The 26,999-nt window shown below is 41.9% G+C and carries 23 protein-coding genes, 1 tRNA gene and 2 pseudogenes; 12 read left to right on the plus strand and 14 right to left on the minus strand.

The features are described 5' to 3' along the window. Nucleotides 1–28 precede the first annotated feature (28 nt). On the minus strand, nt 29–1,222 hold the full coding sequence (locus tag H6G26_RS10305; protein ID WP_190729152.1) for an aminotransferase class V-fold PLP-dependent enzyme: 1,194 nt from the start codon (nt 1,220–1,222) through the stop codon (nt 29–31). Nucleotides 1,223–1,343: 121 nt separating this feature from the next. On the opposite strand from H6G26_RS10305, the gene H6G26_RS10310 reads away from it, so the two are divergent. From H6G26_RS10310 to H6G26_RS10355, 10 genes are all read left to right on the plus strand, one after another. Continuing rightward, nucleotides 1,344–2,804: a TM0106 family RecB-like putative nuclease gene (locus H6G26_RS10310; RefSeq protein WP_190729153.1), complete on the plus strand. Its 1,461-nt coding sequence runs from the start codon at nt 1,344–1,346 to the stop codon at nt 2,802–2,804. A gap of 345 nt (nt 2,805–3,149) precedes the next feature. Beyond that, nucleotides 3,150–4,334 (plus strand): esterase-like activity of phytase family protein, encoded by a 1,185-nt coding sequence (locus H6G26_RS10315; RefSeq protein WP_190729154.1) that lies wholly within the window; start codon nt 3,150–3,152, stop codon nt 4,332–4,334. A 286-nt stretch (nt 4,335–4,620) separates the two neighbouring features. Then, a complete protein-coding gene (locus H6G26_RS10320; RefSeq protein ID WP_190729155.1) occupies nt 4,621–6,243 on the plus strand; it encodes a serine/threonine-protein kinase in 1,623 nt (540 codons plus the stop codon). 102 nt (nt 6,244–6,345) lie between these two features. Beyond that, on the plus strand, nt 6,346–7,869 hold the full coding sequence (locus tag H6G26_RS10325; protein ID WP_190729156.1) for a protein kinase: 1,524 nt from the start codon (nt 6,346–6,348) through the stop codon (nt 7,867–7,869). A gap of 109 nt (nt 7,870–7,978) precedes the next feature. Further along, a tRNA-Asp gene (locus H6G26_RS10330) sits at nt 7,979–8,052 on the plus strand. Nucleotides 8,053–8,189: 137 nt separating this feature from the next. Then, nucleotides 8,190–9,635, plus strand: a complete 1,446-nt coding sequence (gene gltX, locus H6G26_RS10335) for a glutamate--tRNA ligase (protein ID WP_190729157.1) — start codon at nt 8,190–8,192, stop codon at nt 9,633–9,635. Between the two features lie 223 nt (nt 9,636–9,858). Further along, a complete protein-coding gene (locus tag H6G26_RS10340; RefSeq protein ID WP_190729158.1) occupies nt 9,859–10,353 on the plus strand; it encodes a hypothetical protein in 495 nt (164 codons plus the stop codon). A gap of 414 nt (nt 10,354–10,767) precedes the next feature. Next, the gene (gene ftsH2 / locus H6G26_RS10345; protein WP_190729159.1) at nt 10,768–12,654 is read left to right on the plus strand and encodes an ATP-dependent zinc metalloprotease FtsH2; all 1,887 of its coding nucleotides are present in this window, start codon (nt 10,768–10,770) and stop codon (nt 12,652–12,654) included. 124 nt (nt 12,655–12,778) lie between these two features. After that, nucleotides 12,779–13,678, plus strand: coding sequence for an ADP-ribosylglycohydrolase family protein (locus tag H6G26_RS10350; protein WP_347242454.1), 900 nt, complete (start codon nt 12,779–12,781; stop codon nt 13,676–13,678). 137 nt (nt 13,679–13,815) lie between these two features. Next, a complete protein-coding gene (locus H6G26_RS10355; RefSeq protein ID WP_190729160.1) occupies nt 13,816–14,361 on the plus strand; it encodes a hypothetical protein in 546 nt (181 codons plus the stop codon). A 1-nt stretch (nt 14,362) separates the two neighbouring features. Here H6G26_RS10355 and H6G26_RS10360 read toward each other — a convergent pair whose 3' ends face one another. From H6G26_RS10360 to H6G26_RS10380, 5 genes and pseudogenes are all read right to left on the minus strand, one after another. Further along, nucleotides 14,363–14,566: a hypothetical protein gene (locus tag H6G26_RS10360; RefSeq protein ID WP_190729205.1), complete on the minus strand. Its 204-nt coding sequence runs from the start codon at nt 14,564–14,566 to the stop codon at nt 14,363–14,365. Next, nucleotides 14,558–14,653, minus strand: a pseudogene (locus tag H6G26_RS10365) (IS1 family transposase); the annotation flags it as partial. The pseudogene H6G26_RS10365 and the gene H6G26_RS10360, both read right to left, overlap by 9 nt. Before the next feature lie 482 nt (nt 14,654–15,135). After that, nucleotides 15,136–15,678: a universal stress protein gene (locus tag H6G26_RS10370; protein ID WP_190729161.1), complete on the minus strand. Its 543-nt coding sequence runs from the start codon at nt 15,676–15,678 to the stop codon at nt 15,136–15,138. A gap of 58 nt (nt 15,679–15,736) precedes the next feature. Continuing rightward, complete coding sequence (locus H6G26_RS10375; RefSeq protein ID WP_190729162.1) at nt 15,737–15,889, minus strand: hypothetical protein; 153 nt, start codon at nt 15,887–15,889, stop codon at nt 15,737–15,739. A gap of 134 nt (nt 15,890–16,023) precedes the next feature. Beyond that, nucleotides 16,024–16,360 (minus strand): annotated as a pseudogene (locus H6G26_RS10380) (IS701 family transposase); the annotation flags it as partial. 193 nt (nt 16,361–16,553) lie between these two features. Here H6G26_RS10380 and H6G26_RS10385 point away from each other — a divergent pair. Then, nucleotides 16,554–17,999, plus strand: coding sequence for an MFS transporter (locus H6G26_RS10385; protein WP_190729163.1), 1,446 nt, complete (start codon nt 16,554–16,556; stop codon nt 17,997–17,999). 97 nt (nt 18,000–18,096) lie between these two features. Here the strand turns inward: H6G26_RS10385 and H6G26_RS10390 are convergent, their stop codons facing one another. Beyond that, complete coding sequence (locus H6G26_RS10390) at nt 18,097–19,407, minus strand: aminopeptidase P N-terminal domain-containing protein (RefSeq protein WP_190729164.1); 1,311 nt, start codon at nt 19,405–19,407, stop codon at nt 18,097–18,099. Nucleotides 19,408–19,986: 579 nt separating this feature from the next. Here H6G26_RS10390 and H6G26_RS10395 point away from each other — a divergent pair. After that, a complete protein-coding gene (locus tag H6G26_RS10395) occupies nt 19,987–21,228 on the plus strand; it encodes a VCBS repeat-containing protein (protein WP_190729165.1) in 1,242 nt (413 codons plus the stop codon). A gap of 95 nt (nt 21,229–21,323) precedes the next feature. Here the strand turns inward: H6G26_RS10395 and H6G26_RS10400 are convergent, their stop codons facing one another. From H6G26_RS10400 to H6G26_RS10430, 7 genes are all read right to left on the minus strand, one after another. Then, the gene (locus tag H6G26_RS10400; protein WP_190729166.1) at nt 21,324–22,091 is read right to left on the minus strand and encodes an MBL fold metallo-hydrolase; all 768 of its coding nucleotides are present in this window, start codon (nt 22,089–22,091) and stop codon (nt 21,324–21,326) included. 3 nt (nt 22,092–22,094) lie between these two features. Next, entirely contained in the window at nt 22,095–22,694 is a 600-nt protein-coding gene (locus H6G26_RS10405; RefSeq protein WP_190729167.1) for an aminodeoxychorismate/anthranilate synthase component II, read from the minus strand. Between the two features lie 270 nt (nt 22,695–22,964). Next, nucleotides 22,965–23,420 carry a diacylglycerol kinase family protein gene (locus H6G26_RS10410; protein ID WP_190729168.1) on the minus strand — a complete coding sequence of 152 codons (456 nt, stop codon included), beginning with the start codon at nt 23,418–23,420 and terminating at the stop codon, nt 22,965–22,967. Nucleotides 23,421–23,574: 154 nt separating this feature from the next. After that, the gene (ybeY, locus tag H6G26_RS10415) at nt 23,575–24,102 is read right to left on the minus strand and encodes an rRNA maturation RNase YbeY (protein WP_190729200.1); all 528 of its coding nucleotides are present in this window, start codon (nt 24,100–24,102) and stop codon (nt 23,575–23,577) included. A gap of 131 nt (nt 24,103–24,233) precedes the next feature. Then, on the minus strand, nt 24,234–24,389 hold the full coding sequence (locus H6G26_RS10420; protein ID WP_094329633.1) for a DUF3285 domain-containing protein: 156 nt from the start codon (nt 24,387–24,389) through the stop codon (nt 24,234–24,236). Nucleotides 24,390–24,597: 208 nt separating this feature from the next. Further along, nucleotides 24,598–25,720, minus strand: a protein-coding gene (prfB, locus tag H6G26_RS10425) for a peptide chain release factor 2 (protein ID WP_190729169.1) whose coding sequence is annotated in 2 segments (ribosomal slippage) — nt 24,598–25,647 and nt 25,649–25,720 — 1,122 coding nt in all. Because the reading frame shifts where the segments join, the coding sequence is not laid out codon by codon here. Nucleotides 25,721–25,837: 117 nt separating this feature from the next. Beyond that, a protein-coding gene (locus H6G26_RS10430) for a PCRF domain-containing protein (protein WP_190729170.1) occupies nt 25,838–26,999 on the minus strand; the annotation gives its coding sequence in 2 pieces (ribosomal slippage) (nt 25,838–26,923 and nt 26,925–26,999; 1,161 coding nt in all).

Consider the following 26,999-nt stretch of genomic DNA (forward strand, 5'->3'; position numbering starts at 1 on the left):
CAAATTGATAACTTATAACTCCTAATTTTTAACTAATTTTGCAAAAACTTTGAATCGCCTCAACCAATTGGTCAATTTCCGATTCTAAAGTAAGGTAATGGATAGTGGCACGTATACAGCTAGGATCGGCAATCGTCCGAGTTAATATTCTTTGTGACTCTAAAAATTGCACTAACTTGAGATTAGCTTGAGGCTGATTATTTGCAATTTGGAACGAGACTATACCGCTTTCTGGTGGGGAAGTTCGTAAACACTTGACATCAGGTAATGATATTAAGCGCCGCCAGAGGTACTCACTGTTTTGACAAATTTGCTCGTAACGTTCCTGTGAGGTTCCCCATTGCTGATGGATTGCGATCGCTTCCTTTAACCCAACATACAATGGATAAGCTAATGTAGACACTTCATATCGTCGCCCATCTGGAAGCCAATCCACAGGCTGAGATTGGCTATCCACAATAATGCCATTCAAGCCAATAAATGTAGGTTTTAGGCTTTCTCGTGCTTCTGGTCGCACATACAAACCACCAGCACCCGCAGGGCCACATAACCATTTATGACCAGTAAAAGCATAAAAATCTACACCCAATTCTGTCAAGTTTAAAGGCAACAAACCAACAGATTGGGCAGCATCTATCAATAGAAAAGAATGATTATTTCTGCATACTTCGGCAATTTTATCAAGAGGTAAAACTTGACCAGTATTCCAGAAAACATGACTTAATATTACAAGACGGGTATTAGGGCGCAAGTGCTGGGCAATAACTTTTACAGGGTCGCCCTCATTTAAAGTCGCTTTGAGAGGACAGGTAGTAACTTCCACAGCAAATCTCCGCGCAATTTCCTGTGATGTGGCAATTACGCCTGGATGTTCGCAGTCTGAGAGCAGCATATGATCGCCAGCACGCCACTCAACACCCCACATGGCGATATTACAGCCAACAGTGACATTCTGGGTCAGAGTAATTGTTTGACTTGGTATATGTAACTCCGAAGCGATCGCTTCTCTTGCGGCTTGAGTCTGCGGTGCTATCCAGCGATACGCCTCATTGCCAAAGGGACCTATTTGCTGAACATAAGCCTGAGTTTGAGTCATAGCATCCATTGCCCTTTGGGGCATCGGGCCTTGTCCTCCATAATTGAAATAAGTCTTATTCGCTAAAGCGGGAAATTGCTCTCGATGGGTATGCAACCTGGTTTGTGCGACAGAAGTACTAGTCATACCAATTTTAGATTGTAGATTTTGGATTAGTCATTAGTTTCTCATCTTCCTCATTCTCCCACTCCATTATTAATTGTCTGAGTTACTGCCAGATTGTGCTAATTCTTGTTAACTTAAAAGGATGCTAATTAATGCTGAACTTCTACTGCAATACCAACGCTGTAAACGCCGGACTTTTCTAGATATCCACGGTGACAAAAGTCAGCGCGATGCTCCCAATGAGTTGCTGCAAAAACTGCAACAGGACAAAATCGCTCATCAGCTGAGTGCTTTGGCACAGATGACTTATCACCAACCAGATTATTCATACGGAAACTGGGAAAAAGCAGAGGAAGCAACTTTAGAATTGATGCAGCTTGGGGTTGAATACATTTATAAAGGAGTGCTGTTAGCAAATTATTCTGAAGGATACACCTTACTGAGCCGTCCAAATTTACTTGTGAAACAACCAGGACAGTCCCATTTTGGAGATTGGATGTATGTCCCGGCTAATATTGAACTAGGTAAACGCCCTAAGCAAGAATATCAAGTTGTCGCTGCATTTCATGCCCAAGTGTTGGCAACAGTCCAAGGAGTTGTACCAGAAACAGCTTTGCTCATATTGCGAACGAAAAATTCCAATTATGCGGTGGATCTGTTCAAATGGACACCACGGATGCAGCAGATTCTAGAGGAGTTTATTGAAGTTTTAGAGTTACCGAATCCCCCAGAAGTGTTTATTTCTCGGCAAAAGTGCAATCTTTGCCATTGGTATAGTCAATGTTATGCGATCGCTCAATCTGAAAAACACCTTTCACTATTACCAGGCGTAACACCTCTTCGCTACACTCAACTCCAAGACATAGCCATCAGAACAGTAGAATCTCTTGCTAACACCAGTCCCACCACCTTAGAAAACCTAGTGGGTTTCGACCGCGAAGTAGCACCTAAGTTAGTAGTGCAAGCTCAATCTGCACTGGAAAGACGGCCCCTAGTTTTACCCTACCCGCTACCAATAAAAGATATTACCTTCACAGCCCCCGTAGAGCTTTACTTTGACATTGAAGCACAGCCAGATTTGGATTTAAATTATCTTTTGGGAGTTTTGGTCGTTGATAGACTTGCTAATACAGAACAGTTTTATTCGTTTTTAGCAGATAAACCAGAAGACGAAGAATTAGTTTGGCAGCAATTTTTGGATTTGGTTTGGCAATATCCCGAAGCGCCAATTTATCATTTTTGTGTATACGAGTTTGATACAGTCAAACGGTTGGCAAGGCTTTACAACACTCCTTCCTCGTTAGTCCGTCCTGTACTAAGTCGATTTGTGGATGTATATGAACAATTAACTCAAAGTGTAGCATTGCCCGTAGAAAGCTATGCCCTCAAAGCGATCGCTCGTTGGTTAGGATTTGAGTGGCGAGAAAAAGAAGCTAGTGGTGCTAAATGTATTTACTGGTATGAACAGTGGCTAGAAACAGGCGATCGCACCTTACTAGAAATTATCCAAAGTTATAACGAAGATGATTGTCGCGCAACCCACAAAGTCAAAGATTGGCTTGTAAACTTTTTTCAGGATGAATATGGTTTGCGGCTAGCTTAAGTAATCTCGTATTTTATCAAGGTTTCCAATTGGCTGTAATACATATTATTTGTAGCAGTTCACAAATGTGCAATCCTGCATCCTTTAGCCTGATATAGCTTTTCTTAATCACATCATGTACATCAGAGCAAGCTCATCGCTTGCGGGTAAGGGTTCTTGTAGCACACTCAACTGAGAACCGCTGTATCTTGTTTAAGGGACTTCCAAAAAATAAATTATCCCAAATTATTTATAGATTTGTAGGGGCGCAAGGCCTTGCGCCCTAGGTTCGCGGAGCGTTCCCAGGGATGGGATGTTTTTTTAACAGAAAGTCCCTTATAATTTTCACACTTCAACAAAATATCTATGCAGCTAATTAAAAATATCTTCGCAATTCCACGGATTATTTACTTTTTTATCCCAATTATAATTATTTTTATCTTACTCCAATTGTTACCCATAAATGCTGCTGAAGTTAGTAGCATAGAGTTTATTGGAGAAACCACCTTAGCGAAAGGTTTAACTTTCCAAAAAACTGAAGTTGGAGGTTTATCTGGAATTACCTTTGATGCAAAAAATAATCTTTATTATGCTATTTCTGATGATCGGGGACAAAAAGCTAATGCCCGTTTATACACTCTAAAAATTGACTTAGGCAAGGGTTATCTACAAAAGGGTAGAGTTGTCCCTGTTAGCCTTACCACATTATTAAATAAAAATGGTCAAACATTTCGCTTTAGTGAAACTGATACAGAAGGTATTGCATTAACTAATAAAGCAAGTGTGTTTATTTCTTCTGAAGGGGATGCTGCAAAATTAATTAATCCTTTTATTAAAGAGTTTTCCCTAGCTTCTGGTAGAGAAATTGCAACACTTCCTATACCAAACAAATTCTTGCCACATAAGACTTCTCAACAAGGTATCGGCAACAATTTGGCTTTTGAAAGCCTCACAATCACACCCAATAAAAAGCATCTATTCACAGCCACCGAAAATGCTTTAATTCAAGATGGTGTAGCAGCTAAACCTAATATCGGTACTCCTTGCCGAATTTTGCAATACAACTTGCTCAACAACCAGCCAGAAAAAGAATTTCTTTACCAAACAGAAGCAGTTTCCCCCTTTTTAAATATCACTGGCAAATTCGCTAGTGGATTACCTGATTTACTTGCTCTCGATAATCAAGGACACTTTCTAAGTCTAGAACGGTCTTTTACTGGTTTAGGATTTGCTATTTCTCTGTTTCAGGTTTCTTTAGAAGGAGCTGATGATATTCATAAGATAGACAGCCTTTTAGCCATTGACATCAAAAATATTAAGCCAGTTCAGAAAAAACTTCTGTTAGATTTAAGAACCCTAGATGTACTGCTAGACAACATCGAAGGCTTAACTATGGGCCCTAAACTACCCGATGGTCAGCAATCATTAATTCTCATCAGTGATAATAATTTTAACTCTCTGCAACGTACCCAGATACTAGCTTTTAAAATTAAAATTGAAACACCACTAATCAGATTATTACGCCGTTTACTCCCGAATCTCAACCGTTAACGGTACAGGCTGATCGCGTCTTTACTACCATTGACTTTTTCCTGTGTATTCACGGAATCTACTAGCCAGCTTTATCTAGCTTATTTATAGTTTCCGTGTAATTTCTCAACCGTATTCGTGAATAAATATGTTACACAATATTATAGGAAGATGTTCAGAGAGATTAACCATAATTAGAAGATATGATTAATTTCCTAAAAATTGTGATACTTTCCAAATTTAAATTTAATAGTTATCTAGAGTTGTTAGAGTGCTTTGCCAACAATATTTTTCATAAATGAGTTTTATGTTACCCAATAAAATTGAGAATTTGGTAGGGCAAAAAGCAGAATTAGATGATTACATTGGACAATTTTTAAATAATCGCTATTTAATCAGAAATTTAATTGGCAAAGGAGGGATGAGTAGAGTTTATTTAGCAGAAGACACTGCTAAAGGAGGTATGCTGATCGCAGTCAAAATATTATCATTTAATTTGGCTAATCAGCATATGTCCCAACGCTTTGCCAGAGAGATTTTTATTGTCGCTCAATTAGGTCGTAAAAGTAAAAATATTGTTCGTATCTTAAATTATGGTTTTACCGAGGATAAAACTCCATTTTATGTAATGGAATACCTGCAAGGAAAAAATCTCAAACAAGTTCTCAAAATTCAGCCTTTAATAATATCGAAATTTTTGGAGATTTGTAATCAAATTTGTTTAGGCTTACAATGTGCCCACCAAGGTATCAGTCTCAAAGGAGAAATTTATCCTATTGTTCATAGGGATATTAAACCAGAAAATATATTTATTGTTGAAAATACTAAACAAAGAGAAATTGTCAAAATACTCGATTTTGGTATTGCTAAGTTTTTAACAGAGCGAAGTGGCATGACGCTGACAGATTCTTTTATTGGCAGTTTGCCTTACTGTTCTCCAGAACATATGGAAGGGCGCAAATTGCTAGATGTGCGTTCTGATATTTACAGTTTGGGAGTATTAATGTTTGAGATGCTAACAGGAAAGCATCCATTTCAAACAAAAAGTAACTCTTTTGGTACTTGGTATCAAGCGCATCGCTTTCAAATTCCACCTACGCTTGAGGAAGTAAATCCGCAAGTCAAAATTCCGCAGGTGTTAGAAAAAATGGTGATGAGTTGTTTAGCTAAAGAAGTAAGCGATCGCCCTCAAAATATTAACCAAATATTAGAAATTTTAGAAAAAGTTAATACTCAAATTAATGACATTACTCTTGATAATAATAGTGACAATATTAAGCTTTCAATTCCGGTTCAATTAGTACCCGCAACTTCATTATCAGAAAAAGACTGTTTACAGAAAAATTGGCCTAAGAATAAACCAATTGCACCAATTGGGTTTCCTCATTTATTACAAACAACTCATAGAGCTATACCTACTTTTTGGGCAATGTTACCCAAACAAGAGATTACACAATTTTTGGATAAGATACATAGCACTGAATTTATTAGTAAAATGGATGTTTACCCGATGCTATTGTGGGTAACATTGCTATACGATTCCCAACCTTCTTTGGCTAAGTGGCTACCTTATTTTCTGGATTTGAAAGATAGTAAAGGACAGAGTATAGCACGTAGTTTAGCAGAAGTGGGGTACTATCATCTACTATTTTTTACCCTAGAAGATCCAAATGGCTGCTCTCATGTAACCACTTTAACCCTCACGGCTAACCAGCGACAGCAACTTATAGATTGCTTAGAAATGAGCCAAAATTCAAATGAATCAATTTTGTCTAATCAAGCCAAAAATATTCTCAAAATAGATTACGAAAAGCTGAAATTAGAAATTTTACAAAAGTTAAGCATACATCATAAAGCTGAAAAAGAAGGCTTAAAAAATTGGATGGCTAAATTGTTGGAGATTTTTTTTAAATTTTTATTACGTCCTTGAAAGTCTACGATTAAAATCAAAATCCTTGCTACCAATTACCTAGTGATATTTTTATGCGTGTATTGCTAACTTTAAATGAACTCATCAGCAGAGGTAAAGAAAGTGAATCAAAGCCCATTTACATCTCCAAGTAGTACGGGCTTGCTTGCCAATCGTTATCAACTCAAGCAATTAATTGGCAGTGGTGGCATGGGCGAAGTTTTTTTAGCAAATGATATTTTGTTAGGAGGTATACCAGTTGCTATCAAGTTTTTGACTCAGACTGTAGTTGACAGCAAGATGCAACAAGATTTTGTTCGTGAAGCTTTAATGAGTGCAGCTTTGAGCCAAAAAAGCTTACATATAGTGCGGGCGTATGATTATGGTGTGAATGAAAAAGGAAAACCATACTATGTTATGGAATATCTATGCGGTAAGAGTTTAAAGGATTTAATTCCGCTCTCCTTGCCCATGTTTTTGACTCTCTCCCGCCAAATTTGTTTGGGCTTACAGTGCGCCCACCAAGGCATTAATATTGATGGGAAAATTTGTCCCTTGGTGCATAGAGATATCAAGCCTGCCAATATATTAATTATTCCCGATCCGATATTGGGTCAGTTAGTTAAAATTCTCGATTTTGGGATTGCTAGATTTTTAGATTATGCATCAACATCTAATACAAGTAGGGGATTTAATGGCACTTTACCCTACTGTTCTCCAGAACAATTAGATGGGGAAAAGTTAGATAGCCGCTCTGATATTTATAGCCTGGGTGTGATGATGTTTGAAATGCTCACAGGCAAAAAACCTTGGCAACCAGAAACTGATTATTTTGGCGCTTGGTATAAAGCACATCATTTTGAACAACCAAAAGCGATCGCAGATGTTAAACCCACTCTTAAAATACCTCAGAAGCTAAATAACTTAATCATGTCTTGTCTTGCAAAAAAATCTTGCGATCGCCCACAAACTATCGCTCAAATTTTGCAAGTCTTAAATAGCTTAGAACAGCCAAATTGTCCCACTTTACCTACAATACCCTCTAGCTCCATCCTTAGCCGTCCCTTAGATTCTGGATTATCAATCACAGTAGAACAAAGCTGCCGTCAACTTTCGTGGCCTGAAAATAAACCAATTCAAGAAATTGTTTTTCCCCAGGTTATAAACGCTGCCCAGGGAGCGATGGCAACACTATGGTTGATGTTGCCTAAACAAGAAGTCAAAAACTATGCAGTTTCTACCCGTTACAACCAATTTATCTTCATAACATCCCCTCACCCAATGCTGTTGTGGGTGACTGTACTCTACAATCGAAAAGTGGCTCCTAAGTGGCTACCGTGCTACTTAGATATGAAAAATCCCCAAAATCTTAGGCTGGTAAGTTTCCTGGCTGAAAATGAACACTATCCTTTGATTTTCTTTACTTTGGAAGTACCACATTCCTGCACCAACGTTCTCAGCAGTCGCATCGAGCCAACTCAGCAACAAATGTTGAGAAACTGGGTACAACAGAGTCATCGTCTACCACCCACTTCTGCGCCCCAGGTGAGCAAACAGCTATTAAAGCACCAATATAAACTAATACAATCCCGGATGTTGCAGCATCTTGAATCAGAGCCACAGGTCGTATTATCAGGATCTATTTAAGGAAAATTCGCACATTGGAGAGGCAGGACAAGAATAATTCCTAATTTCCAACTCCAAAACACTTGACAAGCAGAAAAAAAATAGTGATAATAGCAAAGTTGCCAAACAAGGGACTGTAGTTCAATTGGTTAGAGCACCGCCCTGTCACGGCGGAAGTTGCGGGTTCGAGCCCCGTCAGTCCCGTTCTAAATTTATGAAAAGTGAATCACCGAACTAAACTTCGGTGATTTTGAATTTTGAATTACCCAAAGGGATGACTCAGAATTCAGGGTTTGAATATAAGCTACATTTATCATGCTTTGCGAAAGAGAGAATCAACTGTGACCGTTAGAGTCCGTATTGCGCCGAGTCCAACTGGAAATTTACATATTGGTACAGCTAGAACAGCTGTATTTAACTGGCTATTTGCCCGTCACCACGGCGGTAAATTTATATTGCGAATAGAAGACACAGACCTAGAGCGATCGCGTCCCGAATACACCGACAATATTCTTGAAGGACTGCGCTGGCTAGGACTTAACTGGGATGAAGGGCCATTTTTCCAATCTCAACGCCTAGATCTTTATAAAGAAGCAGTACAAAAACTGCTAGATCAAGGATTAGCCTATCGCTGCTACACCACTTCTGAAGAACTAGAAACTCTAAGAGAAACGCAAAAAGCTAGAGGCGAAGCTCCTCGCTATGACAACCGTCACCGCAATCTCACGTCAGAACAACGCGCCGCATTTGAAGCAGAAGGTCGCTCCTCTGTAATTCGCTTCAAAATCGAAGATGGGCGAGAAATTGTCTGGAACGACCTAGTAAGGGGAAAGATGTCTTGGCGAGGTAGCGATTTAGGTGGTGATATGGTCATCGCCCGCGCCTCAGAAGAAGGAAGCGGCCAACCTTTATACAACTTTGTAGTTGTAGTGGATGACATCGATATGCAAATCACCCATGTCATCCGGGGAGAAGACCACATTGCCAATACCGCCAAGCAAATTCTGCTGTATGAAGCAATGGGTGCAAAAATTCCAGAGTTTTCTCACACACCGCTAATTTTGAACATGGAAGGGCGCAAGCTTTCTAAGCGGGATGGAGTTACTTCCATTTCTGACTTTAAGCAAATGGGCTTTACTGCTGAAGGTTTGGTGAATTACATGACATTGCTGGGTTGGTCACCACCTGATTCAACTCAAGAAATATTTACCTTAGAAGCAGCAGCCAAAGAGTTTGGCTTTGAGCGTGTAAATAAAGCAGGTGCAAAGTTTGACTGGGACAAGCTGGATTGGTTGAACAGTCAGTATATCCATAAGACGCCAGTAGATAAACTCACAGATTTACTCATACCCTATTGGCAAGCGGCTGGGTATAAATTTGATGGTGGAAGAGAACGCCCCTGGTTAGAACAGCTAGCAACTTTAATTAGCCAGAGTTTGACTCGTTTAGTAGATGCAGTACCTCAAAGCCAACTGTTTTTTACTGACACAGTTGAATTTAGCGAGGAAGGTAGTACACAACTCAAGCAAGAAGGTTCTACTGCTGTCCTTGAGGGGATTGTCACAGCTTTAGAAAATCAGCCGCAACTGTCAGAAGCCGCGGCTCAGGACATTATCAAACAAGTGGTGAAAGAGCAAAAAGTCAAAAAAGGCTTAGTAATGCGATCGCTCCGAGCAGCCTTAACTGGAGATGTTCATGGCCCCGACCTCATCCAATCTTGGTTACTACTAAATCAGATTGGTTTAGACAAATCGCGCTTGAGTAGGGCAATAACGGAAGCTAATTAGCGATTAATTCCAGATTTTAGAAATCTTTGAGATTTTAGGGGCGCACAAATGTGCGCCCCTATCCATAAGGTAAAGCAACTATAAGAACAAGAAATCATTGACTAATTACTAATGAATTTGCCCCAATTTCAAATTTAAAATAGGTAGTCAATTCTCCTCACATTGGGAACTTGGTGTGTAAAATTCATGTCTTCCAAAATACTTAGAAGCGAACGTAATTACAATGCTGACAAAAGCGCTCAATAGAGGGATGAGATTATGGTTCATAATGGTTACACTCTTCATCACATCGACAGTTAATGCTGCCGTTGATGCTCAGGAAGCGCCAACAATATTTGGAGATGTCACCATTAGCCCTCAGTTTTCGCCAGACCCCCTGACAGTTCGCGGGATGAGCGGTGGTTCAATATCTGGCAATCAAGTAGGTGGGAGAAGCGAAACAGCCACTGGCCCTTGTACCGGATTTGTTGATGAAACACCAGATCATACATTAGCGCTAACAAGTAAATTTGACTACCTGAAGCTGCAAGTGCAAAGTCCTGAAGACACCACCATGATTATCAAGGGGCCCGGTGGTACTTGGTGCAATGATGATTTTGATGGCAAAAATGCCGGCATGATTGGTGAATGGCTGCCTGGAAGTTACCAAATTTGGGTTGGTTCCTACGAAAAAGGTAAGTATCTTCCTTACACTCTAAAAATTACAGAAGTTAAGTAGGGAATGGGACAAGGAGAATTGGGGACAAGGGGAAAGACTTGTTGCAAGTTCTCACAAGTTACCTTGTCCCCTTGTCCTCCTGCTCCCTGCGCCTCATCCCCAACTTCCTGCTTCCTGATGATGATTGTCAGGGGCTAAAACCACACGAGGAGCATTGTGAAGAAATTCTCCATAGCTTTGCATCCCGTTGCCTCCCTTTTCTCGTGCGATATTGTATTAAAATTAAGTTAACTTTGATTAAGATTCTTGTTGGCATTGCCATAATGCGTCAATCGCTCTATGGCAGTGCATATAAGAGATCCAATTAAACAAAATGGATTTATAGACATCCGTTTAACAGCTTAAAGTGACAGAGTGATTCACATTCAGTTGCTAATGCTAACGAGTTGTATAGGCATCTAGAGGCAAATTAAAATGAAATTCTCTTGGAAAGTTGTAGTACTCTGGACGTTGCCGGCTTTGGTAATTGGCTTTTTCTTCTGGCAAGGGGCCTTTGCAGGCGCTCCTACTGACATGAGTAAGAATGCAGCCAATACCCGCATGACTTATGGTCGCTTTCTAGAATACTTGGATGGCGATCGCGTCACCAGTGTGGATTTGTACGAAGGCGGTAGGACAGCAATTATAGAAGCCCGCGATCCAGACATCGAAAATCGTGTCCAAAGGTGGCGTGTAGATTTGCCTGTTAACGCTCCTGAGTTAATTAGCAAGCTCAAAGAAAAAGACATTAGTTTTGATGCTCACCCGATGCGGAATGATGGCGCAATTTGGGGATTGTTGGGCAATCTCATATTTCCAGTTTTATTGATTACCGGGCTGTTCTTTTTGTTCCGCCGTTCTAGCAACCTCCCCGGCGGGCCAGGTCAAGCGATGAACTTCGGCAAATCCAAGGCGCGTTTCCAAATGGAAGCGAAAACCGGGGTCAAATTTGACGACGTAGCTGGGATTGAAGAAGCTAAGGAAGAATTGCAAGAAGTTGTCACTTTCCTTAAGCAGCCAGAAAGATTTACTGCTGTAGGCGCACGGATTCCCAAGGGAGTGCTGTTAGTTGGGCCTCCTGGAACTGGTAAAACTTTACTAGCAAAAGCGATCGCTGGTGAAGCAGGCGTACCTTTCTTTAGTATTTCCGGTTCGGAATTTGTGGAAATGTTCGTTGGTGTGGGTGCATCCCGTGTCCGCGATTTGTTCAAGAAAGCTAAAGACAATGCCCCCTGTATCATCTTCATCGATGAAATCGACGCTGTTGGACGGCAACGGGGCGCTGGTATCGGTGGCGGTAACGATGAAAGAGAGCAAACCCTTAACCAGTTGCTCACCGAAATGGACGGGTTTGAAGGTAATACAGGCATCATTATTATTGCTGCCACCAACCGTCCCGACGTACTAGACTCAGCATTGTTGCGTCCCGGTCGCTTTGACCGACAAGTAACTGTCGATGCACCCGATATCAAAGGGCGTTTAGAAATCTTGCAAGTCCATTCACGCAACAAGAAACTAGACCCTAGTGTATCTTTAGATGCGATCGCTCGCCGCACTCCTGGATTCACTGGTGCTGACTTAGCCAACTTACTCAACGAAGCAGCAATTCTTACTGCTAGAAGACGCAAAGAAGCTGTCACCCTCCGCGAAATTGATGATGCGGTGGATCGGGTAGTCGCTGGGATGGAAGGCACTCCCTTGGTAGATAGCAAGAGCAAGCGTTTAATTGCATACCACGAAATTGGACACGCTTTGGTTGGGACTTTGTTAAAAGACCATGACCCAGTACAGAAAGTTACCTTAATCCCAAGAGGACAAGCGCAAGGTTTGACTTGGTTTACTCCCAACGAAGAACAAGGGTTAATTTCTCGTTCTCAGTTGAAAGCCCGGATTACCGGTGCTTTGGGCGGTCGCGCTGCTGAGGAAGTAATTTTTGGGGCTGCGGAAGTTACAACTGGCGCTGGTGGAGACTTGCAACAGTTATCGGGAATGGCACGGCAGATGGTGACTCGTTTTGGAATGTCAGACTTAGGACCACTATCGTTGGAAAGCCAGCAGGGTGAAGTATTCTTGGGTCGTGACTGGACAACCCGCTCTGAGTATTCCGAATCTATTGCCTCTCGCATTGATGGACAAGTCCGAGCGATCGTGGAAGAATGCTACGAAAACGCTAAGAAGATTGTCCGTGACCATCGCACTGTCACAGATCGCTTAGTCGATCTGCTAATCGAAAAAGAAACCATTGACGGCGATGAATTCCGCCAGATTGTGGCTGAGTACGCTGAAGTACCTGAAAAGCAACAGTACGTACCGCAACTGTAAGCTCTTAAGTAAAAATCTTGAGCTATTGCTCAATTTAAATGGGGATGGTGTTAACTATCCCCATTATTTTATGTAAAATTATAATACAAAAATACTACATAGCTTTTTAGTCTAGGAGTGAATTGTGCCAACAACAAAAGATCCTCGCCTCCTTTGCGCTCAATCCTCCCTTGAAGGTTTATCAGTGGGTGATGCTTTTGGAGAGCGATTTTTTCTCCATCCAGATGTGGCAGAAAGTCTGATTGTCGCCCGTGCCATCCCACCATCACCTTGGTACTATACCGATGACACCCAAATGGCGCTTTCGATTGTGGCAATTCTTCAAGAATATGGAGAAATTAACCAAGACAGGCTGGCAGAAAGCTTTGCCAAGCAATACGACAGCGAACGGGGCTATGGTGCAGCAATGCACGGACTACTAACGCGAATACTGGATGGCGAACCCTGGCAGAAGGTGGCGAGTAGTCTATTTGGCGGACAGGGTTCCTATGGAAATGGGGCGGCGATGCGGGTTGCACCTATAGGGGCATTCTTCGCTGAGGATCTGGATTTGGTTGTCAGCCAAGCTCATTTTAGCGCCGAAGTAACTCACAGCCATCCAGAAGCGATCGCTGGTGCAATTGCCGTAGCAGTTGCTGCTGCTTGGGCGGCGAGATTACAAGGTTCTATACCCAGTAAACAAGAGTTTCTTAACTTTGTTTTACCTTATGTACCAGAAAGTGAGGTAAAGTCAAAAATCCGCCTTGCTTGTGGTTTGTCGGAGAGAACACCAGTGCAATCAGCAGCTACTATGCTGGGAAATGGTACTCATATCTCAGCACAAGATACAGTCCCCTTTGCACTATGGTGTGCTGCCCAGCACCTTAATAACTACGAAGAAGCACTGTGGTTAACTGTAAGTGGCTTAGGAGATAGAGATACTACTTGTGCGATCGCGGGTGGTATTGTGGCGGTCTCTACAGGTGTAGAAGGTATTCCCACGGCATGGCTGCAAGCACGAGAGCCTTTGCCCAAGGGTAGATAAAGAAACAATCATACTCTTCCGTCCCACTGGGCAAATTGAAGTAATATCAGAATTTCGCCAATCACTAACTTGAAAATCCGAAACTGGTAGCCCAGGTGATGTATACAAAAATCTACCCACTTCTATTCGCACAATTTATGAATAGTAAAGCTAAATTATTGACTCTTGCTTCCTTAACGTTGGCAGTTTCTTCTCTAACTGTCGGCACAGTTGTAGCAAGAACGAAACTTACAAATCAGGCAAAACTGTTTATCAATGGAATCGGTACAGTAAGAGTTGGGATGACTGTTTCCCAAGCGGCAAAGGCTGCTGGTATTAAGCTAGTGGGTGATCGACCTAATAACAATTGCTACTATGTTAAGCCACAAAATGAACCCAAAAATGTTTCGTTCATGGTGACAAAAGGTCGCATTTCTAGAGTAGATGTGCGGCAGAATACCCAGATTACTACCCTCAAAGGTGCAAAAATTGGCCACACCGAAGCGCAAATTAAGTCTCTTTACCCAGAACAAATTCAAGTTACACCTCATAAATACGTCCAAGGCGGACACTACTTGACATTTATCCCCAAAGACCGTGCTGACCAAAACTATCGCGTTGTCTTCGAGACTGATGGTAAGTTGGTTATGCAGTTTCGCTCAGGTAAACTACCAGAAGTTGAATTTGTCGAGGGCTGCTCTTAATTTAATAACTTTCTATTATTGCTCCTAGTGCCAAAAGTGACGATTGCACAGATTCCGTCAAACCAACAGCCCCTATAATATTCATGCCTTCATAGGGTCTAGGAGTTCTGAGAATTTTCAGACATTCACCTGTTTCGATATTCCATAAGCGGATGGTTTGGTCTTCACTGCTGCAAGCAAGAATTGGACTTTTAACTCTAAGCATTTCCTCTGATTTGGAGTAACAAAAAGTCTTGCGATGTAATCGAGCAAGATTTTGTCTTAAACGGCTGTTTTCTCACATTACTCTCATCACGCAACCGTTGATTTTCTGACTCCAAGTCTTTAACCTTTGAATTTAATTCCTCTACGAGGTTCAATAATATCTCTACGTTGCAAAGCATTAATTCATCTGCAATACCTGAAGGGTCGATGGTTTGCAGTAACTCTGATACTGACTTGTCACTCGAAAGAAGCTTTTCCTTTTGCGTCATGTGTCATATTTTATGGCACTGTGTCTACCTCGCTCACCTTATTTTCCTCCGCATACCCCTAATTATTGAGCCGATACGTTTGACGCACTATCCTATTTTCTTGTCACCAGTTACCTACTTGTAGTTTGGCTTGTCGAGGTTAAAGGAACCAAAATATCATTCTTCCTTCACTTCCAAGACTTTTTAGGGTGGGTTTGTTCGGCATATCAGAGCGCTCTGATAAATACGCAATAGTTTCACTCCCTGAATATTTCGCTGACTACTCCAACTTTATAGTAGTTTCAGTTTCGCTTTAATTATATCAATCCGATGCACTAACTCTGCTTGATTCGTCTTGAGCAGATTCAGTATTCATTTTTGATATGTTTTGCATAGTCAGGACTGAGCAGGGAGCATTGTGGAGTACGTAATTGCTGACACTACCTAAGGCTAACTCACTCCAACCAGATAGACCCTGACGTCCAACTACGATTAGGTCAGCACCCCAAGTGGAGGCTAAGTTACAGATGGTTTGACCAGGATTACCAGGGGATTGGATGAATTCTGTACTCACGCCTGCTAGAGTTGCTTCATCCGTACACGATTGTAGTAGCTCTAGACCTTGCTTTTCCAAAACCTCCCACTGCTGTTGATTGAACTCCAAAGTTTTTTTACTCATCACGGGATATGGATAGTAATCCTGCCTGGGAAGTATAGGTATATTTATTTTGCTCTGTTCTTCACCCGACAGAACATGCAACAGCATAAGGCTGCCCTTGCTCGCTCTTGCTAAGAACAAGGCTTTATCAAAGACATCCTTGGCGGATGCAGAGGTGTCGATTGCAACTAGAATCTTGTGAAACATATAGACTTCCTCCAAACTGTTGTGACTCCATATAAGAGCTGATTTATATAGGTTCTCTTTAGGCAGCAAGGCGCTTCAACATCAAGCGCACCATTGCCGTTTCGCTCATCAACTCGCTCACGCCTGGCAATAGTTCATAGTCCGTGGCTTGTGCGATGCAACCAGGGAAACCACTCAAATGTACACTCGACAACCCAGGTTTTGGCAACACCTGAAATTATGCTTCGATTCGCTTGATAATTTCAACTTTGGTACCACAAATCTGCAAAAATGCTTGGGTTAACTTCTCCTTACTGTAGCCCTAGTCTATCTAAATCACAACTAACGTAGATCAATCTTAGTTTTTTTCTTTCTATCTCCTGTCTCATCAATAATTAAAATGATTGGTCTACCTTTTAGTATCTGTAAAATTAATTAGTTATAAACACAAAGCTTTTAACTTCTCTACATCCCAAGATGATGTTTTTAAGTGCAGGATGTAGCCCTTGATAGTTATCTAATCCGACAATTTTTGCTATTTTGGGGAGGCTTTTGGGTTTTAAATCAGAAATACATCCTATATTCCTATATGTAGATACTTAAATGCTTCAAAAAGCCTAACATCTGAAAACAGCTTTTCATACAACAGACAATATTCGTCCACAAAGTTGATGGTTTGTACGGGTGAGCGAGGCTCTACCATACTCTGTATCTCAATTTTATTTTTGTATATTATTATACTAATAATGGAGTGACACAACAGGGCTAATAACCCCTTATTCCCTAACGTATCTTTCAAAAAGATTGTCCCAGTAGGCTGATGCGCGCCTACTGTTCTCTACATTAAACCAGCAATTAAGCCCGCGTTAACTCTTTTTAAATTTTGGCTATTTAGTATGTTCCAGGAAGTAGAAGACGAAAGCTTACTAAAAAAGATCCCTCTCCCCATTCAGGAAATACCAGAGGATAGGGAATTAACAGAAACGGTAATTCTTCCCACAAATCTGCCTATTAAACTTTCCAAACCGCAAATTCGCACAAGTCTCAAGGCATTAACTCTCGAGAGTCTTTTTGCTGCGGTTTTTTACAGTATCATCGGTTCAGCGTTGCTCAGTAATTTCTTGCTAGAGCTGGGTGCCGGTCCAGTAGAAATTGGTCTGCTCGCCTCTATTCCTCAGCTGGTGAATCTGCTCCAACCGCTAGGAGCTTATTTGGTAGAACGAAGTAGCAGCTTCAACTGGTATTGCATGAGCATTTTCATCCCGGCGCGGCTACTGTGGATAATTCTCGTGCCAGCGATTTGGTTGGTCAGCTCATCTTACCGTATCACTGGGCACCAAGTGGTGCTGTTGACATTGGGAATTATGTTGGTGGCTAATATCATTGAAGCCTTCGCCCGTGCTCCCTGGATGACCTGGACGGCTGTGTTAGTACCTGGGCGGTTGCGGGGGCGGTATTTTGGCTTTCGCAATAGTGTTCTCAGTTTGATGAATCTCATCGGTGTGCCGTTGCTGGGTTTAGCAGTATCGATCTGGCCTAGTGGAACACTCCAAGGCTACGGTGCAATCTTGGTTCTAGGAATTGCGGTTGGGCTGCTTAGTCAGGGCTGTCAGTTCTGGATGAGCGATGTGAACCCGCAGCTTTTAAAAGTCGTGGGGTCAGATATACCCCAACCATACCGCAGCGGGATACATCTTCGCTTCCTCAATGATGCCAATTTTTTGAAGTTACTGCTTTACCTTGCCATCTGGTGCTTTGCCGTTAACGTCAGCGCTCCCTTTTTTAACCTCTATATGCTAGATGACCTGGATATAGATGTCAGCTTAGTAACAATCTATAACGGTTTAGGATCTGGTGCTAATATGCTGCTGCTGGTTTTCTGGGGTAAACTGTCTGACCGGATTGGGAATCGTCCCATCATGTTATTAGTAGGAATCTTGGTAGCGGTGACGCCTCTATTATGGCTAGTAGCTGGCAATGATTCAATTTCCCTTTGGATATGGTTGCCCTTTTTACACCTGCTGGGATCTGGGACGTGGGCGGCCATAGACCTGTGTACCAACAATCTGATGATGGGAGTGGCACCGGTAACAAATCAGTCTACTTACTTCGCGATCGCCGGGGCGGTTGCTGGTGTCACTGGAGCAATAGGAATCATAGCTGGTAGCTTTCTCGCGACTCTGCCTGGTGCCGGTGGCTTACTGGGGCTATTTGTTCTTTCAACCGTCCTACGGACGGCTGCTCTCTTGCCCTTAGTTTTTGTTCAGGAGCAAGGCTCTGTACCTCTGGATCAGCTTTGGCGAGTCCTATTCTCAGTTAAGCAGCAAAGAGTACCGACTTAACAATATTGAAGGGGCGGCTTACTTTGTTGAAGGCGGGTTTTCTAACGTCTCCCAATCTGGGAGAGAGACTTTGAAATTAGCCCCCCTTCTCCCTTTTTTATCTTTCTACTTCATCTACTGCTTTGGGAACTCCCGCAGTTAAAACTTCATGTCCATTAGATGTAACTAACACATCATCCTCAATGCGAATACCAATACCAACCCATCGAGCATCAGTCTCTGGCTGGTCTTCTGCTAGTTTGGTATCAGGCACAATATATAGTCCCGGTTCCACTGTCAGAATTTGACCTGGTTGCAAAATCTGCGGTTTGTCTTCACCGTGCTGGTAAACTCCCACATCATGGACATCCAAACCTAACCAATGGCTGGTGCGATGCATATAATATGGCTTATATTTCTCTTCTTCAATTAACTTATCAATTTCACCTTTGAGAATGCCAAGTTCAACTAAACCTTCTGTGAGGACACGCACTGCTGTATCATGAACTAATTTGAAGGGGTTACCTGGTTGTACTTGAGCGATCGCTTGTTTTTGTGCTTCTAAAACAATCTCATACAGTGTCTTTTGTTCTGGCGTAAATTTACCCCCGACAGGAAATGTCCGGGTAATATCCGAGTTGTAATAACCGTAAGCACAGCCGGCATCAATTAGCAGTAATTCTCCATCCTGCATTTGACGATTATTTTCAATGTAGTGGAGTACGCAAGCATTCACACCAGAAGCCACAATCGAAGGATAAGCTGGCCCCATTCCACCCCGCACTCGAAAGATGCGTTCCATCTCCGCTTGAATTTCGTACTCATAACGTCCGGGTGCGGCGATTTCTTGGGCGTAATTGTGCGCTTCAGTTGCGATCGCAACTGCTTGACGCATCAACCCCAATTCAGCTTCACTTTTGATCAATCTCATGCTGTTGAGGACAGGGCCAGTATCTTCAATGGCGATCGGCCCAGTACCCCGTTTAGGATAAGTCCGCAGTAAACTTTGGTAATGTCTCAGGATTTGGTCATTAAAAGTGCGATCGCGTCCTAAATGATAGTAAATGCGGCTGGCTTTTTCCAGATACTGCGGCAACTTTTCATCTAACTCGCTAATGGGGTAAGCTTCATCAGCACCATAAATTTCCTTTGCTGCATCTACCCCAGAAAGATAACCAGTCCATACTTCCTTTTCGCGATCCTTCGGTTGGACAAACAGCACAAATCGATGTTCTGAATGATGCGGTGCTAACACTGCTACTGCCTGTGGTTCGTTAAAACCAGTTAGGTAGAAAAAATCACTGTCTTGGCGATAAACATACTCGACATCGTTGTGCATCACTGCCATTGGCGCACTGCGAAAAATGGCTGTGCCATCACCAATTTTTGCCATTAATTGCTCACGACGTTGCCGATATTCTGCTTGCATAGCTGATATATGTATTAAACTATTGTGTTATTTTACACTTTTTACTACTAGATAATGCACAAATTATGCCTCTTAATAGTTACCAATCTAAGTTATTCTAACCAATATTTGTTTCAACTCAAGTTGTAAATTCTTGGAGAATAATCAATTTTATTCAAAAGTTAAGATACCCTACCTTTCAAAGAATCAAGGTATCTCATTATTCATCAATAATTTAGGCTTGCTATACAAACTACTATGTATTCACATTAGGGCTACATAGTGTAAATAGTTTCATGTAATCAAGTAATAATTACATGAATATGTATGTTTTAATCAAGAATTTAAAATGTCAAAGAAAACAAATAAATTAACAAATTTTATCTATAAATCATTATATATAAAACACAAAATAATTTTTTGCAATTGTTTGTATAGAGCTTGAATTTTTCATAATCATCGTTTAATATCAACAGATATTTATCTTCAAAAAATATAGTTATAAAGAAATATTGAAAACCTAGTAAATGTTATTTGGTTACAGAAATAGGGTTCAAAAAAACGTTAAAAAAATATGACAACCAATCATAAAAACACACCATGTTTGGAAAGGCAGAATCCTCATCCTTATCTTTGAATACATCTGCATGGGCAGAAGAATCTTTCAAAAAATCAGAAATTTTGACATCTTCTTTTGAGAATTTAAATTCTGATTTGAGATTTGGGGGTAAAAGTTCCTCACTAACACTACAAAATGAACCGTTAACCCGGCCTGTCAAAACCTCAGCAAATCCCAATCCTAATCCTTACTTAACCAGTGCGGCGATTGTTCCTGACTTCAATGCTGATGGCAAAACTGACAAGCTTTGGGTTAATACCCAAACCGGTGAAATTATCGTTCGCCTGATGGATGGGACAACAGTTGTCGAACAGGGTTCTTTGGGCCAATTTGACCTAGCCGCCTATGATTACAAAATTGGCGAGTTCAACAATGATGGCAAAACCGACTTCTTATTACGCAATAAGACAACCGGTGAGAATAGCATTGTCCTCATGGATGGTACAAGAGTTGCTAATGCGGCTTCTCTAACTAGCGTTGATGCAGCCTGGAATTCTCAGATTGGCGATTTCAACGGCGATCGCAAAACTGATATTTTCTGGCATAATGCTCAAACTGGTGAGAATGCTATTTGGGAGATGGATGGTACAACAGTTGTCACTGCAACTGTTCTAGACACTACAGACGCAGCACTAACTCCTACCATTGTCGATTTCGACGGTAATGGCAAGAGTGACATCTTCTGGCGTAATTCAACAACTGGCGATAACAGCGTTTGGTTTATGGATGGTACGCAAAAGAGTGAATTTGCCCTGCAATCACAAGACGCAGCCTGGACTTATAGCGTTGGTGATTTTAACGGCGATTTAAGCACTGACCTGCTGTGGAGAAACGCCCAAACAGGTGAAAACAAGATTTGGACGATGAATGGTATCTTAGTCACAGAAGGTGCTTTGGGTACACTTGACTCATCTTGGACTTCCAAGATTGGTGATTTTAACGGTGATGGCAAGACCGATATCTTCTGGCACAATGGAACCACAGGTGCAAACACCGCTTGGTTGATGGATGGTACAACAGTTGCTACTGAAGCTTTCTTACCGACTAATAACGCTGCCTTGGCTCCATCTCTTGGCGATTATAACGGCGACGGTAAGACCGATATCTATTGGCGTGATCAGACAGCAAGTGCAGACAACATTTGGACTATAAATGAGACAACAGCTGTTGAAACTCCTATCAGCGAAGCAGATAAGCTTGGCCCAGAATGGTATACGTTTTAAAAGCTAGAAATGGGAGTTAGGAGTTAGGAGTTAGGAATTGTCTCTCCTCATCTCCCCCTGCTCCCTCATCCTCTCATCCTCTCATCCCCTGCTCCTTAAAACTTGTAACTCAAAACCTGAATTTCGCTATTTTCCGGTAATTTACCAGGGTTAATGGAAATACTATCTCCATTACTACGCCGCACTGTCATACCTTGCATCAAGGTCAGAAAATCATCTAGTGGCGAAATATCGCACGCAGCAGCATCAGCGGCCTGTGTGCGGTAATGGGTTGGAATTACCAACTTAGGATTTAAGATTTGAACAGCCTGCTTTGCTTCCTGAGCATTGTAGGCTTTTGCACTGCCTCCCACTGGAATGAATGCTACATCTGGCCGCCCCATCAAGATTTTTTGCTCAATGGAAATGGGTGCAGCGGCTCCGCCTAAGTGGAGGATATTAACTCCGCCTTGCTGCCAACTCCAAGCAGTATTTGAACCAAACTGCCTACCACCTTTGCGATCGTGGTCTATGGCAATTCCTTGGAACTTAATGCCTTTAAACTCATAAACTCCTGGTTCATAAATGAGTTTTGCATTTCCCGGTAGTACGTCCACAGCACCTTCATCCAGCAGTTGACTGCTAATCAGTACTAAATCTGCTGCAACTTTTGGTGGACGATACTTAGCAGTACAGCCGACCGACCGAAATGGATTGACGAGGATTTTCGCACCGCCACCAGTAAAAAGAAAGCAAGTATGACCCAACCACTGAACTGATAAACCGCTAGATTGTGCGTCAGCTTGAGATTCAGAACCCAAGTTAGTAACCAAAGCTGTGACCAAACCCGCCCCAGCATAGCCCATCAACTGTCGTCGTTTCATTAATTATGCTCTCGACTGTAACTGTTCCAGAAAATTTCGCAATAACTGTTTTCCTGAAGATGTCAGGACACTCTCTGGGTGAAATTGGACGCCCTGAATGTGAGGATAGTTCCGGTGTCGCACTCCCATAATGGTGTTATCTTCAACCCAAGCGGTGATTTCTAACACATCTGGGCAAGTCTCACGTTCGATTACCAAACTATGATACCTAGTGGCGGTTAAAGGATTTTCTAATCCCCGGAACACCCCCACCCCAGTGTGAGACACCTGAGAGGTTTTGCCATGCATCAACTCTGGAGCAGAAATTATTTTACCACCGAATACTTGACCGATGCTTTGATGTCCCAAACAGACACCCAAAATAGGCAACTCTTGGCCTAGCTGTTTAATCAATTCTAGGGAAATACCGGCATCTTCCGGGCGACCTGGGCCAGGAGAAATAACCACAGCTTCTGGGTTTAATGCCCGAATCTCATCTATGGATATCTTGTCGTTACGAAAAACTTTAATATCATCTGCTACTGGGAATTCTGCTGCAAGTTCTCCCAGATATTGCACTAAATTATATGTAAAACTGTCGTAATTATCGATAACTATAATCAAAGCCTATCACTCCTGGTTTTTACCACTCATCAGTTGCAACAAAGCATAGACAGATATCCTATGCTATTTGTTCGCTAGGTGTAAAAATAAAGCTGGCATGGACGCCTAAAGATTACCAAGTAACCCTTCCCCGAGGATGTTTAGCACGTTGGCGTAGCCCGTCGTAGACATCGCATTACTTGAATTTTGAGTTGTTTTATAATGTGTTCTCTAGGGGATCGGACAGAGTGTGGTCCTCTTATTGAGTCACTTGGCGATTACAAACCACCTCTACAAAGCCAATATAATTAACTTTACCAGAGGAGGGAGCATGAGTGTACCAGCTACCAGCACCGCTACCAAAGCAGAGACAAGAACTGCACCAGCCGCACAATCTTTAGCAATTTTAGCCAAATCATGGTATGTCTGCTTAACGGTTAAGTCCACAAGGGACTCGATCGCTGTATTGAGTAACTCTAATGCCAAAACTAAACCACTAGTTACGCCAATTACGGCTATTTCCACGGCTTGCAGATGCAAAAAAACGCTTAAAGCGATCGCCATTGCACAAACACTTACGTGGATGCGAAAATTACGTTGAGTTTGAAAACTATAGCTGATTCCAGCCCAGGCATATTTAAAACTAACAAATAAATTAGAGGCTACTTTCCAGGAAAATTCCCGTTCGTTAGACACCAGTGTTTGTAACGAGGTAGGCGTTGGTGATGGAGAAATTTTTTGGGACATAGACTTAAAAACACAAGAATAGAGTTGCTACAGTGGGAATATTCGCCGATCTTAATGGCGAAATTAACTTTGAGGCAATCTTTAAGCAATTTTCCACAGAAGTATTATAAAAGTATTACCAAAAATTAACACTATAGGTATACACAAATTCCTGCTATTCTATGTCAATAGAAATACCTATTGTGTTCAGCAATCTCACTTGCTGTTCTAACATTCGCCCCAAACTTTCTTCATCAGGATGATCCCAGCCCAACAGGTGCAATAAACCATGACTAGCTAACCAAGCTAGCTCAGTTGGTAAACTATGTTCCTGCTGTTGAGCTTGACGTTGTGCTGTATCTACAGACACGATGATATCGCCTAAGTATAATGGTATAGAAGCAAGCATTTCTTTACTTTGAGGAAAATCCACCTCCAAAGCAGCAAAGGCTAAAACGTCTGTAGGCTTATTTTGTTGACGATACTGGGCATTCAGTTCTTGAATTTGCGCGTCATCTGTCAAACGCAGCCCTATTTCATAACTTGGCGCTGGCGGAATCTGAGGGTGAAGTATTTCCAACCAGCGATTAAACCAATTTTCCCAAGTTTCAGTAGGAATTCGGGGATCAGTGTCCCCAATTTTTGCAGATGTTGTCGGGGACAACTCGTAAAAATCATCCTCTACATATAGTTCAACGCTCAGGGGCACACAGTCTCCTAATCTGAGGTTTATGGTTTGTTGTTAAGGCTGCCCTTTGTCCTTTGTCATTGGTCATCTGTCCTTTTAAATATAATTAATGACTAATGACTAATGACTAATGACTAATGACTAGTTTAGTGAGTTAGGTAAGCAAGACCAACAAGGAGAGCTAAAAGCCCTACGGCAGTCAATCCAAAATGCTTCAGGGAAGTTGCCCCCTTACGCACCATGTTTCGCATGGCGAGTTTTACGTAGCTAGGTTGAGGTTCTGTTGAAGGGGAGTTGCTCATAGTTATTTATCCACAGACTCTTTTATAACTGTAACAGTTGGTCTGGGATAGAGTGGCGATCGCCTGTATATTACTAAGGAATTTCTCTGAAAGCGACCAAATAAGGGATAATGCTACGTCTACGCGCCAATCGGAAAATCCTCAAAATAAATAACAAGTGCTAAGTAATATTAAAAATAATTACTTAGCACTTGTAAATAATTCAAAATTATGAGCTGGCGCTTTCTACTAGTTTATTCTCTTGGCGCAGATAAGCTTGGATGAATGTATCAAGTTCGCCATTCATTATATCGCCAATCGCCGTAGTCTCTGTATTTGTACGCAAATCTTTCACCATTTGGTAAGGATGAAATACATAGTTACGGATTTGGTTTCCCCAGGAGGCTTCCACCATATCGCCACGAATTTCGGCAATTTCTTGGGCGCGTTGCTCCTTAGCGATAACCAACAGCTTTGCTTTGAGGCGATTTAGAGCTTTTTCTTTATTTTGCAGTTGCGATCGCTCTTCTGTACACCGCACGGCAAGACCGGTAGGAAGGTGAACAATCCGCACCGCAGTTTCTACTTTGTTGACGTTTTGCCCGCCCTTACCACCAGAACGAGTTGTGGTGATTTCCAAATCTTTATCTGGAATATCCAATTGCACAGAGTTATCAATCTGCGGCATCACTTCCACCCCTGCAAAACTGGTTTGTCGCTTCCCGTTGGCATTAAAAGGTGAAATCCGCACTAAGCGATGTGTACCCATTTCCGATCGCAAGTAACCATAAGCATAGCGACCAGTAATTTCTAGGGTTGCCGATTTAATTCCGGCTTCATCACCCTCCGACTCTTCAGCTAAAGTTACCTTATAGCCATGAGCTTCGCCCCAACGGGTGTACATCCGCATCAGCATAAATGCCCAGTCTTGAGCATCTGTGCCACCAGCACCAGCACTAATCGTCAGTACAGCACCTTCCGCATCATAGGGGCCAGAAAGTAACTGTTGTAACTCCCACTGGTCAAGGTCACGATTCAGTTTAGTAATGGTAGATTCTGCTTCTTGGAGTAGTGCCTCATCGGTTTCTAACTCCAATAATTCAACAACTGCCTTAGTATCTTCGAGATTGGCGTGCCAGCGATCGTATTGCTCGAGGTGGGCTTTCAGGTCGTTGAGTTCTTGCAGGGTTTGTTGGGCTTGGGTTTGGTTATCCCAAAATTCTGGCTGTGCTGATATTTTTTCGAGGTCTTGAATTTTGGCTGTCAGTGCAGGTACGTCAAAGATAGTCCTGGGTTTTACCCAGGCGGCCAGACAACGTTTCGATTTCGCGTTTGAGTTCTAAAACTTCCATAGTGCTTGCTGTAATGATAGATAGAGCGCTTTGGATTGGAAAATTGCTCTTTATTCTACTTATGTTTCTTGATTTTAGCTGTAGTTGGGCAAATTTTTTCTACACTACTTATATAAGTTACAAAAGTGACTTAAAATTATCAAGCGTTTCTTTACCCACTGAAGTAGCGTGATTTAGCTGTTGCAGAAAGGCTTGGATAAACAAATCAATTTTACCGTCTAATACCTCTGTCGCAGCAAGTGTTTCTACATTGGTACGTAAATCTTTTACCTTGGTGTGAGGATGCAAGATATATTCACGGATGAGCTTGTTGGATAGAGGTTTTATCTGTCGGGGTTGAATTTTATCAAGCTGGACATTTTGGGCCAGTGCGTAGGCGTAGCCAGCCGTAGGCATCGCAAACAGTTTACTCTTGAGAATAGCCAGGGCTTTCTCTTTGTTTTGCATCAGACTGCGTTCTTGGTCGCAAAATACACTAATCCCTGTAGGAATGTGAACCATATTTACCCATGTTTCTACATGGTTGACATTCCCCCGATAGCGAGGCCAAGTAATTTCCAAATCCTTCTCTGGAATCTCCCACTCAATAGACTCATCCAATATTGGGATAACTTCTACACTTGCTAAACTGGTCCGCAAGCTGTTAGCAGCATCAAAGGGCGATATTTGCTGTAGCTGATGTGTGCCCGTTTCTGATTTGAGGTAGCCGTATGCATAACGTACTGTAATTTCTAAGGTTGCATACTTAATTCCGGCCTCATTCCCATCAGAAATCTCTACTACATCCAATTGGTAATTGTGACTTTTTGCCCAACGCCAGTACATTTGCAGCAACATATATGCCCAATATTGACTGTCTGCATTATCAACCTCAGTAGTAATAGTCAGAAATGCACTTTTTTTGTCTTCGGGGTCAGACAAGAATTGTCGTATTTCTGCTGTTTCGAGTTCTTGGTGGAGTTGGGTAAGGTTGCTTTGCACCTCTTGCCACAATTGCTCATCGGCTGATAATTCCAACAATTGCAATGCAGCTTTGATATCTTCTAGAATCGAACACCAGCGCTGATATTGCTGATGCTTATAAAATATGGAGTATTCAATTTCTTGAAGTACTTCATAAGCACGGGTTGGATTATTCCAAAAATCTGGTTGAGCAATTACTTGATCTAAATATTGAATTCTTGCAATCAAATATTGGAGGTCAAAGACAGTCCTCACCCTTACCCAAGATATTAGACAACCTTTCTACTTCAATTTTGATATTTAAGAGTTCAAGCAT

It is taken from the genome of Nostoc sp. FACHB-888, assembly GCF_014696655.1.
In the GTDB taxonomy this organism is placed as follows: domain Bacteria; phylum Cyanobacteriota; class Cyanobacteriia; order Cyanobacteriales; family Nostocaceae; genus Nostoc.